This window comes from Bacillus sp. FJAT-29814, from assembly GCF_001510715.1.
Lineage (GTDB): Bacteria > Bacillota > Bacilli > Bacillales > Cytobacillaceae > Neobacillus.
Genome location: NZ_LMTJ01000012.1, coordinates 46,912 through 59,950, shown reverse-complemented (window position 1 = coordinate 59,950; position 13,039 = coordinate 46,912). Strand labels below are relative to the sequence as shown.

13 protein-coding genes are annotated in these 13,039 nt (G+C 42.6%); all 13 read right to left on the bottom strand.

The features are described 5' to 3' along the window. Nucleotides 1-13: 13 nt before the first annotated feature. Nucleotides 14-592, bottom strand: a complete 579-nt coding sequence (gene pgsA, locus AR334_RS25520; protein ID WP_066320727.1) for a CDP-diacylglycerol--glycerol-3-phosphate 3-phosphatidyltransferase — start codon at nucleotides 590-592, stop codon at nucleotides 14-16. 96 nt (nucleotides 593-688) lie between these two features. Beyond that, a complete protein-coding gene (locus tag AR334_RS25515) occupies nucleotides 689-1,630 on the bottom strand; it encodes a helix-turn-helix domain-containing protein (RefSeq protein ID WP_066320726.1) in 942 nt (313 codons plus the stop codon). A gap of 20 nt (nucleotides 1,631-1,650) precedes the next feature. Continuing rightward, nucleotides 1,651-2,439: a DUF3388 domain-containing protein gene (locus tag AR334_RS25510; protein WP_066321029.1), complete on the bottom strand. Its 789-nt coding sequence runs from the start codon at nucleotides 2,437-2,439 to the stop codon at nucleotides 1,651-1,653. Between the two features lie 192 nt (nucleotides 2,440-2,631). Next, nucleotides 2,632-2,877 (bottom strand): DUF3243 domain-containing protein, encoded by a 246-nt coding sequence (locus AR334_RS25505; protein WP_066320725.1) that lies wholly within the window; start codon nucleotides 2,875-2,877, stop codon nucleotides 2,632-2,634. A gap of 79 nt (nucleotides 2,878-2,956) precedes the next feature. Further along, nucleotides 2,957-3,679: an SDR family oxidoreductase gene (locus AR334_RS25500; RefSeq protein WP_066320722.1), complete on the bottom strand. Its 723-nt coding sequence runs from the start codon at nucleotides 3,677-3,679 to the stop codon at nucleotides 2,957-2,959. 62 nt (nucleotides 3,680-3,741) lie between these two features. Next, nucleotides 3,742-5,034, bottom strand: a complete 1,293-nt coding sequence (locus AR334_RS25495) for a pitrilysin family protein (RefSeq protein WP_066320720.1) — start codon at nucleotides 5,032-5,034, stop codon at nucleotides 3,742-3,744. Then, the gene (locus tag AR334_RS25490) at nucleotides 5,034-6,314 is read right to left on the bottom strand and encodes a pitrilysin family protein (protein WP_066320717.1); all 1,281 of its coding nucleotides are present in this window, start codon (nucleotides 6,312-6,314) and stop codon (nucleotides 5,034-5,036) included. The genes AR334_RS25495 and AR334_RS25490 overlap by 1 nt, the downstream gene beginning before the upstream one ends. 177 nt (nucleotides 6,315-6,491) lie before the next feature. Beyond that, on the bottom strand, nucleotides 6,492-7,451 hold the full coding sequence (locus AR334_RS25485; RefSeq protein WP_066320711.1) for an ABC transporter permease: 960 nt from the start codon (nucleotides 7,449-7,451) through the stop codon (nucleotides 6,492-6,494). A gap of 1 nt (nucleotide 7,452) precedes the next feature. Further along, nucleotides 7,453-8,502 (bottom strand): ABC transporter permease, encoded by a 1,050-nt coding sequence (locus AR334_RS25480; protein ID WP_066320709.1) that lies wholly within the window; start codon nucleotides 8,500-8,502, stop codon nucleotides 7,453-7,455. Then, the gene (locus AR334_RS25475; protein WP_066320703.1) at nucleotides 8,495-10,024 is read right to left on the bottom strand and encodes an ABC transporter ATP-binding protein; all 1,530 of its coding nucleotides are present in this window, start codon (nucleotides 10,022-10,024) and stop codon (nucleotides 8,495-8,497) included. The genes AR334_RS25480 and AR334_RS25475 overlap by 8 nt, the downstream gene beginning before the upstream one ends. A 206-nt stretch (nucleotides 10,025-10,230) precedes the next feature. After that, a complete protein-coding gene (locus tag AR334_RS25470; RefSeq protein ID WP_066320701.1) occupies nucleotides 10,231-11,316 on the bottom strand; it encodes a BMP family protein in 1,086 nt (361 codons plus the stop codon). 82 nt (nucleotides 11,317-11,398) lie between these two features. Beyond that, complete coding sequence (locus AR334_RS25465) at nucleotides 11,399-12,124, bottom strand: GntR family transcriptional regulator (protein WP_066320699.1); 726 nt, start codon at nucleotides 12,122-12,124, stop codon at nucleotides 11,399-11,401. A 306-nt stretch (nucleotides 12,125-12,430) separates the two neighbouring features. Then, nucleotides 12,431-12,619, bottom strand: coding sequence for a hypothetical protein (locus AR334_RS25460; RefSeq protein ID WP_066320698.1), 189 nt, complete (start codon nucleotides 12,617-12,619; stop codon nucleotides 12,431-12,433). Nucleotides 12,620-13,039: the final 420 nt, after the last annotated feature.

Genomic DNA, 13,039 nt, shown 5'->3' with positions numbered 1-13,039 from the left:
ATAAAAACTGCACCTATTTCGAATTTTTCAGCACATGGCTGTTTTTCGCAAAATAATCCCATCCGGACCAGATTGTAAAAAATAATGCCACCCATAATGCCAAAAGGTCAAATCGAAATGGAATCATAGCAAAAATAATATTATGTAGTAATAACGCTGAAATCGCGACGATTTGCGTCCACGTTTTAATTTTTCCAAGCATATTGGCCGCGACGACTTCCCCTTCGCCGGCAAGCAACAAGCGCAGTCCGGTAACAGCAAACTCCCTACTGATTATCACAATGACAATCCATGATGGAGCAAAGCCCAGTTCAACCAGGACAATCAAAGCCGCGGAAACAAGCAGTTTATCCGCCAAAGGATCAAGAAATTTCCCCATGTTGGTAACAAGATTGTATTTGCGGGCATAATGGCCGTCCACCCAGTCAGTCGTCGATGCCAGTATGAAAATTAACGCACCGACAAAATGGGTTACCGGAAGGTCAGCACCGAGCAATCGGAACTCGCCCCAATCAAAAGGAACCAGCATAATAATCAAGAACACCGGGATTAATAATATGCGTGAAATAGTAATCTTGTTAGGTAAATTCATCAAACTTCCTCCTAAAATACAACAATGTGCCGTTCAGTCGGCACCCTTTTCTATTTATAAAAGTTCATGCATGCGAAAATAGTCATCGAATGATGACTATTGGTTCTTCGGAACAAATTGAATGGTGATGTCCTGACGAACTTTTTCCGCGGGCGGAACCGCATACTCCAGCTTTTGGTCATTAACATAGATATCGGCATCAAGCGTTCTGCCGACGGTGATGACAGCTGCAGCCTCAGGTGTTAAGTCATAGGTTTGGCTTTCTGTCTCGGTGCCGGCCTTCAGCGTTCCCTGGAAAAATGATTTTCCTATGCCGTTTTTAATGCTTACCCAGGATTCTCCTCGGGAAACGACCTTAACAACAAATTTATCGGCATTAGCCAATGAAAATGTTGAATTTCTGCCGCTTGTCTGCACAACCGTCAACTCTTGCTTTGGCGCCTCAGGTACTGGTGTCTGTGTTTCTTCTTTTGGCGTTTCTTCTATTTGCGTTTCATCCTTGGATTTTTCCTGTTTCTTATCCTTTGCCTTTTCTTTGTCGGCGGCTTTTTCCTTCTCATCAGCCTGTGCCTTTTCAAGATTGTCGGATTTCACAAGCTTTACCGGCTCATTATCCTGGCTGACAGCTTCATTCGTATCATCGCCGGCATTCGTGGAAATAAAATAATAGAAAAGGCCGGCAACTCCAATGACAAAAACGGCAATCAAAATTTTGGGCAGGAAATCAAAAATCTTCGAGTTACCCGGAGAGATATTTTTATGTGTTTTCACTCTCGATAATTGCGGCATTTCATCATTGATAGATGGAGGGATTTCATTCTTATAGGTTTCAAAAATTTCCTCCGGATTTAGGCCGAGCGCCTCTGCATACTGCTTTATAAACGCTCGAACATAGAAGTTACCTGGCATGCTGGAATAATTGCCTTCTTCAATTCCAATTAAATATCGCTTTTGGATTTTCGTCATGGATTGTAAATCATCCAAACTTAAATCCTTGGCTAAACGGGCTTCTTTTAATCGATTCCCTAATTCAGTCACGTAGAACACCTTCCAATTATTTAAAAATCAAAATCTCCAAAATCAGAACCGGAGAACATATTATGCTGGTCAACAATATCGTATGTAATTTCTTCATCCGCATGATTTCTTAGTTCGATGATATAGTCAAAATCATCGAGCGTATACTCGGAGTTTTGCACAAAAATATCGGGATGTTCGATCACCTTAACGGACGGCATCCGCATAATTTCCCGGACAAGCTGCCAGTGCCGTTCATTGGCTCTCTTGGTCGACACGATCCCATCAAGAATAAATAGATTGTCGCTGTTGTATTCATCCTCAATCAATTGGTTGCGGATTGTTTGCTTTAACAGGGTCGAAGACACAAACAGCCAACGCTTATTAGCACAAACGCTTGCGGCAACTAGCGATTCAGTTTTTCCTACCCGGGGCATCCCGCGAATCCCGATTAATTTATGGCCATCCTGCTTAAATAATTCTGCCATAAAATCGACTAATAGACCAAGTTCGTCACGGACAAAACGAAATGTCTTTTTATCATCGGCATCACGCTGAATATAGCGGCCATGCCGGACAGCAAGACGGTCCCGCAATTTCGGTTCCCGCAATTTTATTAGTTTTATTGTGTCCATAGTATGTAAAATTGACTCAAGCCGTTTAATTTGATTATCGTCCTTTGCCAATATTAGCAAGCCGCGTCTGCCCTCATCAACACCATTGATGGTAACGATATTAATAGAAAGCATTCCTAAGAGGGAGGAAATGTCCCCTAATAAACCGGGACGATTTTTCTGAATTTCATATTCCAAGTACCATTCTTTCTTCATGTTCATTTCAGCTACGCACCCCCTTAAAGAAGTTTCGACAATTTTTTCATAAATGCTTACCTAACCCCTATCATATCTGATTTTACTGTAAGATGAAAGAAAAAACACATGCAAACTAATATTTCACTGAAAAACTGGTATATAGCAAAAAAAGAGGCGGGGAATCTCCGCCCCATCCTCTCTTCTATAGCTTTATTGCTTAACAAGCTTGACCATCAAGTTGGCAATTGCCTGCTGCTCCTTTTGGTCTGCAACTGACCACAGGTCGGCGAGAACACGCTCCTGCTCGTTTTTCGGGTCAACATTTTTCGCCAAATAGTCACCGATCTGATAAGCGAGGCTGTTAATTGCCCCTTCACTCATCCCTTGATCTTGGGCATGGTCAAGACGGTCACCCAAAAATTCCTGCCACTGTTTCCAGTTATCTAAAACAGACATCGCATAACCCTCCTTTAGAATGGTACATGGTTATTTTGCTACCCGAGGACCCAATCTATACATGATAGCGGCACGATTTTCAGGTATACCATCCGCCATTTATTGCAAGGACCTGGCCGGTCATATAGCTCGAGTCATCTGAGAGTAAAAATGCGGCAGCTTTTGCGATTTCCTCCGGTTGGCCGAGCCTGCCCATCGGAATCTCAAAGGTAATCCCTTCCAACTCCTCATCGGTAAAACCCTCCATCATTTTCGTCTCTACAGCTCCAGGAGCAATCGCGTTAACACGAATCCCATTTAAGGCTACTTCCTTACTTAGAGCCTTTACAAACGCAATTTGCGCCCCTTTTGCAGCTGAATAAGCCACTTCACAGGCAGCCCCAGTCTGTCCCCATATCGAGGTAATGACAACGATATTGCCCGAGCCCTTACTTAAGAATTTCGGCAACAGCTCTTTGGTCAGCATGAGTGGACTAAGCACATGAACATTAAGCAAAGCCATGGCCTCTTCAAGCTTTAAATCAATCAGAAGCCCATAATGGCTCATTCCGCCGCAATGAATGATGGCATCGAGGGAATAAATCTGTGAGGTAACTTGCCGAAAGCCTTCCGGTTTAGCAAGATCGGCATATATCGGAATGTACTCACCACCAAAAGCCGAGAGCCTTTCCATTAGTTCTTTGATATTCTGTTCTCCTTGATTGTAATGGAGATAAAGATTGTATCCTTTGGCGGCTAAATGGCTGGCGACCGCTTGTCCGATTCCTCCGCTTGCTCCCGTAATTAATACATATTTTTTCATGTATATTCACTCTCTCTATTTCATTTGCCGTGAAAAAGCGCCGAAGTAACCGGCGCTTTAAACTATTTGGCCTTCGGGATTACTTGACAAACTGAGATCCGTTCATCGGCAATCATCTCTGAGGCCAGGGACTGGACGTCCTGCAGTGTAATTTTTTCCAAAGTTGGCACGACATCAAACAGGTTCATTTCGTTGAAGGCATAACGGGTAAATTGATTGGCGATGTATTCAGGAGAATTGATTGCTCGTAAAAAGGCACCAATTTTCTTCCTTTTTCCTCGTTCCAATTGCTCTTCCGTAAAGGCATTCCCATCCTTCGCCGCCATCAGCATTTCCTGGATACGTTCCGCAAGCCTGTCGGGGCTATTTGTGTCTCCGCCAATCATGGCAAATCCAAAGCCCTGCTCCTGCGTGTAATCAAAGGAGAACGTTTCGTCCACTAAACCCTCATTATATAGCTCATCATAATTCTCCGAGCTTTTGCCAAACAGCAAATCCAGAAGGACATTCATGGTCAGCTCGGTTTTAAGCATTGCTTCCCCTGTTTGATCCACGTGGAGCGCCTTGATGCCCAGTAGGCATTTGGAGGTTTGCACATTCATCTGCAGCACTTGCTTCTTTTCCGCCGCCTGAACAGGTTCACTTTCGAAATGACGCTGAATTTCCGGCATATCTTTGTACTCTTTTTTAGCCTGATTATCCTTCACCTGTTTCATCACTTGATCCGGGTCAACGGGGCCGACAATAAACAGGAGCATATTGCTCGGGTGGTAAAAGGTGTTATAGCATTCATACAGCCAATCCTTCGTAATATGGGAAATGGATTCAATTGTTCCAGCAATGTCGATACTGACTGGATGGTTTTTATATAGATTTTGGATAATCCCGAAGTATAACCGCCAGTCAGGATTATCGTCATACATTGTAATTTCTTGGCCGATGATTCCTTTCTCCTTTTCTACTGTCTTCTCGGAAAAATACGGGGATTGGACAAAATCAATCAGCGTTTCCAAGTTCTTTTCCACGTCAGACGTGCTGGAGAACAAATAAGCAGTTCGGGTAAATGATGTAAAGGCATTCGCCGATGCCCCCTGCTTACTGAATTGTTGAAAAACATCGCCATCTTCCTTCTCGAACAGCTTATGCTCCAAAAAGTGAGCAATGCCGTCTGGAACGGTGACAAAGTCCTTTTTTCCGAAGGGAACAAAGGTGTTGTCAACTGACCCGTATTTGGTCGTAAACGTGGCATAAGTTTTGTTGAACCCCTGTTTCGGCAATATATATACATTCAAGCCATTTGGCAATTTTTCGTGGAAAAGCTCTTCCTGAAGCTGGTCAAACGCAATTTTCTCCATTATTGCCCTGCCTCCGTTCCCGTTAAGAAATAAATGGTATCAAGGTTTATTTTATTCCCCACCGCGATGATGTCCTCCCTGGTGGCTTTTTGCATTTCGGAAAGCCATGTTTCAATTCCAATATTTGTTTTGGCAATCACATTATGATATAGAAGCTCAAGCAGTCCCCTTGAGGTATCAATTGTTTCGAGAATTTGATTTTTAATGACCGCCTTCGTTTGTTCAATTTCTTCTTCTGTAAAATCGCCTTTTCGCATGGCTTCCATTTGTTCGCGAATGATTTTTACAGCCTGATCATAATTTTTATTATCAATCCCTGACATCACCATCAGCAAGCCTTTATGGCTTTCAAGCCGGCTTGCAGCATAATAGGCCAGGCTGGCCTTTTCGCGGACGTTGATAAACAGTTTGGAATGGGCAAAGCCGCCGAAAATGCCATTAAACACCTGCAAGGTGAAGTAATCAGGGCCTCCATAGGAAATATTTGTCCGATAGCCGATATTTAATTTACCTTGCTTGACATCCTGCTGCTCCTTCACCTCATTTACATCCGATTTTTGTGAAACCCGAAGGTCCTCTGCCTGTTTTGGTGTCCGGGTTTCAAATTTGAGTAATTCCTCAGCAAACGCCTTCACTTCCGCCTCTTTCACATCGCCGATCACATAAAGATTCATTTCATCCTCGGCGAGGGCTTTTTGATAATATTCATACAGGCTGTCCGGAGTGATGGCTTCAACTTCTGCAGCATCACCGTGAACCTGGAGTGCATAAGGCTCTCCCTTACACATTTCCTCAATCAGACGGACATTGGAGTAGCGCATTTTATCATCATAGACCGATTGGATACGCTGCTTTTGAGTGCGCTTTTCTTTTTCTACTGTTTCACGGTCAAACGCATTACCGCTCGCATTAGGATGCAATAGGATCTCCGCGAGTAATTCAAACCCCTTTTCGAGAAGCGGTGTCGGGTCTGTCAGGAATTTTTCATTGGCAATTTCAATCAGAAAGCTGATGACATGATATTCACCTTTTTTTGACAAATCTACATAAAGCGTTGCCCCATATAAATCATCTAGATAGGAGCGCAGCTTGGTTGTCGTCGGATAATTGGCCGAGCTGGATTGGAGCACTTGCGGGAGCAGGGCCCTTTTCGTAACATCCTTCTTGGTTAATGGGGCTTTCATCCGCCAAACAATGGTATTGGTTTTATATTTATCTGTTTCAATTACATGGAGTTTATATCCTTGCATTTCCGTTATTTTTTCCGATATATCGCCCATTTGCCTTCCTCCTTGTTAGTCTTCAGACTTACATTTCTAAACATTTTTCTTTATATTTTTTCCTTGGCGCAGAAACCTATACTTATTACTATAATTTTACATGCTTGGTTCATTCAAGCAATGACACTTTTTCCAAAAAAAAGAACCCTCAGTGATAAACTGAAGGTTCTTAATTTATTAACGGCTTCCCTTAATATAATGGGTACCAGATGCTTTCGGAGCATCGGCACGACCGATGAATCCGGTTAAGGCCAAGATTGTTAATACATAAGGTGCAATTAACAGATACACACTCGGGATTTCTTTTAAGAATGGCAAGCTTGACCCGATAATACTGATACTTTGGGCAAGGCCAAAGAAGATACCGGCACCAAGGGCACCAAGCGGATGCCATTTACCGAAAATCATTGCCGCGAGCGCCATGAAACCTTGACCACTAATCGTAGCGTGGCTGAAGTTGGAAGTAATCGACTGGGCATAAACGGCACCGCCAAGACCACCAAGCGCGCCAGAAATGATAACACCCAAATAACGCATTTTCGTTACATTGATTCCCATCGTGTCTGCTGCCATTGGATGTTCACCAACCGAACGGAGGCGAAGACCAAATGGTGTTTTAAATACTACATACCAAGCAATAAGTGCTACGATAATGGCAAGGAACGATGTCCAATACGTGTTTTGGAAAAAGATTTCACCAATAATTGGAATATCTTTTAAAATAGGAATGTCAATCTTACTAAAGCTCTCTTTGATGATTCCTGTTTCACCTTTATCATAAATCATTTTAACAAGGAACAATGTCAAGCCAGTTGCTAGCAAGTTAATGGCTACACCGGATACAGTGTGGTCAGCGCGGAAGGTAATAGACGCCACCGCATGGAGAATCGAAAAAACTCCCCCGACAATCATCGCCACGACCAAAGCAACCCATGGAGTTGCATTGCCGAAAGTGCCTACAAATGTCAAGTTAAAAACAATAGCCGTAAACGCACCAACAACCATTAAACCTTCAAGACCGATATTTACCACCCCGGAGCGTTCCGAGAAGATACCGCCTAGTGCAGTGAAGATAAGTGGAGCTGCCCATAAAAGCGTAGATGGAACAACGATCGTCAAGATATCCATTAAGCTCACTTTACTTCACCCCTTTCTTGTTGAATCGATCAAGAAATACTCTGATGATGTAGCTAGAAGCTACAAAGAATACAATCAACGCTATAATGATATTAACAAGCTCATTCGGTACGCCAGCTTCAAGTGGCATATTTAATGAACCGACCTTTAGAGCACCAAATAAAATTGCTGAGAAGAATACTCCTAAGGCGGAGTTGGCCCCTAATAACGCAATCGCAATTCCTTCAAACCCAACACCCGTAAATCCACCCTTTACAGCCGCATAGCCGAAGGTTCCCAACCCGTCCATTGCCCCTGCAAGTCCTGCAAATGCCCCGGAAATGACCATCGAAAGAATAATATTTCTATTTACGTTCATCCCGGCATATTGCGCCGCATCTTGGTTAAAACCGACGGCACGTAATTCAAAGCCTCTGGTAGTTTTTTCTAGTAAAAACCACATTATGAAACAGCAGGCAATGGCAAGAACGATTCCCCAATGCAGACGTGAATAGTCGGTGAGACTTTCCAGCCATTCTGAACGTAATGAAGCTGTTTGATGAATAGGTTCAGTTTTATCACCGCTTTTAGCAGCGAGATAATTTCTAATAATATAGTTTGTCGCATGAAGCGCCACATAGTTCATCATGATGGTGACGATAACTTCGTGTACACGGAAACGAGCCTTTAATAGCCCGGGAATATATGCCCAAATGGCACCCGCCACAATAGAAGCCAAAATGGCAAGCGGCAGATGAATAATCTTTGGAAGGTCAAAGGCAACTCCTACCCAAACCGCCGCCAGCCAGCCGACGATAAATTGGCCTTCAACTCCGATGTTAAACAGGCCGACGCGGAAGGCAAATGCTACCGCCAAACCAGCCAAGATGTAAGGTGTAAACTGTCTGATAACTTCCCCCACATAATAAATATCACCAAAGGCCCCATTCCATAATGCTGTATAGGCTGCAACTGGGTCGTAGCCGCTGACTAACATGATAATGGTTCCAACGATGATTCCTAACAGTACCGCAATAATTGGCGTCAATAATCCTGTTAAGCGTTTAGCCATTTGAACCAGCTTCCTTTCTATTTGAACCGGCCATCAGCAATCCAAGCTCTTGTTCATCCGTTTCCTTCGGATTGACGACAGCTACGATTCTCCCCTCGTATATGACAGCAATTCGGTCGCTGACATTCATGATTTCATCTAACTCAAACGAAACAAGCAAAACGGCCTTTCCATTATCCCTTTGCTCAATTAAGCGCTTATGAATAAATTCAATCGCCCCTACATCCAACCCGCGAGTAGGCTGAGCAGCAATTAACAGATCAGGATTACGATCTACCTCACGGCCAATGATTGCCTTTTGCTGGTTACCGCCGGATAGTGCGCGTGCCAAAGCAGATTCACTCGGTGTCCGTACGTCAAACTCAGCGATTAATTTCTTAGCTTGTTTATATATTTCTTTGAAATTTAAAATGCCATTTTTCGAAAATGGTTGTTTGTAATAAGTTTGAAGCACCATATTTTCGGCCATTGGATAATTTAATACCAATCCGTGTTTATGACGGTCCTGCGGGATATGGCCGACACCCGCTTCGGTAACCTTTCTCGGCGGTAAATTAAACAATTCCTTGTCATTTAATTTCACACTGCCATTTTCAGCTTTGCGCAAGCCTGTAATCGCCTCGATAAATTCAGATTGCCCGTTTCCATCCACCCCGGCAATCCCGACAATTTCTCCTGCACGGACGTTCAGGTTTAGCCCGTTTACAACGGTTACTCCACGTGAATCCTTTACGACTAAATCCTTCACAACCAATACATCCTGCTTTGGTACAGACTCTTTCTTTTCCGTTTTAAAAACAACTTCACGGCCTACCATCAGGCTGGCAAGTTCATTGGGATTTGTTTCACTGACATTGACCGTCCCGATCCCTTTTCCTTTGCGGATTACAGTGCAGCGATCAGCTACCTCCATAATTTCCTTCAACTTATGGGTAATTAAAATAATCGATTTCCCTTCCTTAATAAGGGTTCTCATAATTTGAATCAATTCTTTAATTTCCTGTGGTGTCAATACAGCTGTCGGTTCGTCAAAAATTAGAATTTCGGCACCGCGGTACAGTGTTTTTAAAATTTCTACCCTTTGCTGCATTCCAACAGAAATATCAGAAATTTTCGCTTGTGGATCGACAGCAAGTCCATATCGTTCGGAAATGTCCCGAACTTCCCGCTCGGCCTTTTTTAAATCGATTCGTCCACCGGTTGTGATCTCCCGACCAAGGATAATGTTTTCCGTTACCGAAAAGGTATCAACAAGCATAAAGTGCTGGTGCACCATTCCGATTCCCAAATCATTAGCGATATTTGGGTTAGAAATTTTTACAGGTTTTCCTTTTACTTTAATTTCTCCCCCTTCCGGTTGATACAATCCGAAAAGAACGTTCATTAAAGTTGATTTGCCTGCACCGTTTTCGCCAAGTAAAGCGTGAATTTCGCCCTTCTTTAATTGAAGGGTGATGTTATCATTCGCAACAAAGTTACCGAACTCTTTGCGTATGTTAAGCATCTCAATAACATATTCCATATTTCTCACTCCCTGCAGATAGATAAAAGGAAAAAATGACCAATAGTAGTAAGAGGTCAGACCTTTTGCTGTTTTAAAAAACAGGGATTTATCCCCAGTTAAAACCTTAAGTGAAAAGTAGAATGATTCTTCTACTCTTCAATTAAGGTTTCATTAATAAGGAATAAGCGGTAAAGATATATCCGCTTATTCCTTTAATATCACTCTTATTGTGCGCTAAAATTTTTCGCTTCATCACGAGTTCCCGGAACTTTTACATCTCCGGATTTGATTTTTTCAATCCATTCTTTAACAGCTTTATCAATAGCATCCTTGTTAGCTGCCTTTGCATTGATTGGAGCCAAGCCTACACCATCTTCTTGCAAGCCGTATAAAACAACTTCTCCGCCAGCGAAATTACCTTCTTTTGCTTTAGTGGCAAGGTCTTGTACCGCTACGTCTACACGCTTAAGTGCAGATGTAAGGACGATTTCCGGACCCATGTCAGCCTGGTCACGGTCAACACCGATTGCCCAGAAATCCTTTGCAGGTTCTTTTGCTTTACGGTCAACGGCCTCTTTGAATAATCCGTTACCAGTAGCGCCAGAAGCATGGAAAATTACGTCAGCGCCGGAAGAGTACATTTTCGAAGCAATAGATTGACCAAGTTCAGCTTTATCAAATGCGCCAGAATATTGAACATCAACTTGTACTTCTGGTTTAGCTGCCTTTACACCAGCAAGGAAGCCGGCTTCGAAGCGTTCAATAACCGGGATTTCCATACCGCCGATGAAACCGATATGATTAGTTTTTGTAGTTAAAGCAGCGGCTACACCAGCAAGGAATGCTGCTTCTTGCTCTTTGAACATGATGCTTGCCACGTTTGGCTCTTTCACTTCAGCATCAACGATGGCAAAGTGAGCATCCTTTTGTTGTTGAGCGATTTCTTTAATGGCAGATTCCATTAAGAAACCAATACCGTATACTAAATCAAAATCTTGACGAACTAGAGTATTAAGGTTTGTTGCATAGTCAGCATCTGATTTCGATTGTACGTAATCAAAGCCGCCTTTACCCTTTTTCAAACCGTTTTCTTTACCGAAGTTTTGCAGACCTTCCCAAGCAGACTGGTTAAATGATTTGTCATCAACGCCGCCGACGTCAGTAACCATACCTACAGAGAATGCTTTTTCTTTGTCTCCGCCTTTGGTCTCTTCGGTGCCTTTGTTGTCATCACTCTTTCCACAAGCTCCCAAAAGTGTGCCAGCAGCAAGAACTAGTGATAGTGCCATTCCAACTTTACGATTTTTCAAGGTATTTTCCCCCTAAAATTGTTTTGATCTTGTAGAAATGGTTAAAGCTAGGACTGATTGCGTTTTCATTACCAATTAAAAATTAAACGCGTCTCCTAAGTACATGAAAACTAAACATGTCCGCTTTAAAATAGTTTACCGAAAATAGGACAGGCTCATCCATTTCATCGAAATGCATCTGTTTTAAGACTAACAATGCTGTTTCCGGGTCACATTCCAGAATTGGGGAAATCTTTTCATGATAACCAATGGGCTCGATTTGAGCAACCGCATACGTAATTCTTCGGTTTGCCTCTTCATCTAATATGGTGAAGATGGATTCTCCCTCATGAGAAAAGGTTTCCGGAAATATATGGGCAGGCACCTTGTCGATACAGTATACGACCGGTTCCCCGTTTGCGGTTCTTACCCTTTCGATTACCACCATTTCCTCACTAGTGGAACATGAGAAACGACGAATGTCCTCCTCGGTTGGGTCTTGCTTTGATGATCTTAAGAAAATGGTCCCTGGTTTCATGCCAGCCTGCTTAATCATGTCAGTAACGCTATTTAATTGTTCGATCCCTGAAGTGAACAGGGGCTTTGCATTTACAAACGTCCCGACTCCGTGGCGTCTAATGATAACGTTTTCTTCTTCAAGTATTCGTAGTGCTTCCCGGAGTGTCGCTCTGCTGACACCCAGTTGCTTGGCAAGATCAAATTCGGAAGGCAATTTTTCTTTTTCTTTATAGACCCCATTTTCGATATCTTGCTTGATTCGATCGATTACTTGGAGATATAAATGCCGGTTATCTGACTTTATCGACATGCTGCTTTCCTCCAGCCTTTTTTCCTAAGACATCAGACCTCTGATATCATTCCTACTAATCGAGATTTATATTATCATGTTTTCATTTAAAATTAAATAGAAATTCAAGATTTTGTCGAAAAAAGGCGTAAAGATTATAAAAGTTATCAAATAACCAATTTCCTTTTTACAATTTCTGATATAATTTAATATGTTATTTTTAAAATGGAAAATTAATAGAAAAAAACAGGGTCAATCGGCCCTGTCGGATTGTCGAGAAAGAGTTTTTTCTCGGCATTTTTTTATGTTATTGTATTTTAGTCCTTTTTATGTTTGGTTATCCCTGCTAATGGGTCTGTTGATTTCCGCTCCAGGTGCTTCGCTTTCCGCGGGCGGTTCGGGGAGCCTCCTCGGCGCTAAAGCGCCTGCGGGGTCTCCCCTGCCCCGTATTCCCGCAGGAGTCTGCGCACCTTGCGCTCCAATCAACAACCGGTAAATAACCAATAATTTCCACACACATTATTTCCAACGTAGATAAGTAAGTGCCACAATTATTGATATTAATGCAAGCTACTGTCAGGAACCTCTATTCTTGAATTCTATTATTTCCATATCATCAAAGCAAAACCCGTTGGATCACATAGAAAGGTATATGCGACGGGGTCGCTGGTTGTTTCAATTATTGGGTCGCATAGAAAGGTTGTATGCGACCGGACCGTTGGATATTTCAAGTATTGGGTTGCATAGAAAGGCTGTATGCGACTGGACTGTTGGTTGTTTTAAGCATTGGGTCGAATAGAAAGGTTGTATGTGACTGGACCGTTGGTTGTTTCTAGTATTGGGTCCCATAGAAAGATTAAGTCTATATAATTGTGTAAAAAGAAAGGTCATCAATCATGATCCATGTTAAAATGTTTTTTTCGACCAAGAAAATCA

Bases quoted from the DNA above. Each gene is read 5' to 3' on its own strand.
- AR334_RS25495 (WP_066320720.1), bottom strand. From the start codon at position 5,034: ATGGAGAAAATTGCGTTTGACCAGCTTCAGGAAGAGCTTTTCCACGAA.
- AR334_RS25510 (WP_066321029.1), bottom strand. From the start codon at position 2,439: ATGAAGAAAGAATGGTACTTGGAATATGAAATTCAGAAAAATCGTCCC.
- AR334_RS25475 (WP_066320703.1), bottom strand. From the start codon at position 10,024: ATGGAATATGTTATTGAGATGCTTAACATACGCAAAGAGTTCGGTAAC.
- AR334_RS25465 (WP_066320699.1), bottom strand. From the start codon at position 12,124: ATGTCGATAAAGTCAGATAACCGGCATTTATATCTCCAAGTAATCGAT.
- AR334_RS25480 (WP_066320709.1), bottom strand. From the start codon at position 8,502: ATGGCTAAACGCTTAACAGGATTATTGACGCCAATTATTGCGGTACTG.
- AR334_RS25490 (WP_066320717.1), bottom strand. From the start codon at position 6,314: ATGGGCGATATATCGGAAAAAATAACGGAAATGCAAGGATATAAACTC.
- AR334_RS25505 (WP_066320725.1), bottom strand. From the start codon at position 2,877: ATGTCTGTTTTAGATAACTGGAAACAGTGGCAGGAATTTTTGGGTGAC.
- AR334_RS25500 (WP_066320722.1), bottom strand. From the start codon at position 3,679: ATGAAAAAATATGTATTAATTACGGGAGCAAGCGGAGGAATCGGACAA.
- pgsA (WP_066320727.1), bottom strand. From the start codon at position 592: ATGAATTTACCTAACAAGATTACTATTTCACGCATATTATTAATCCCG.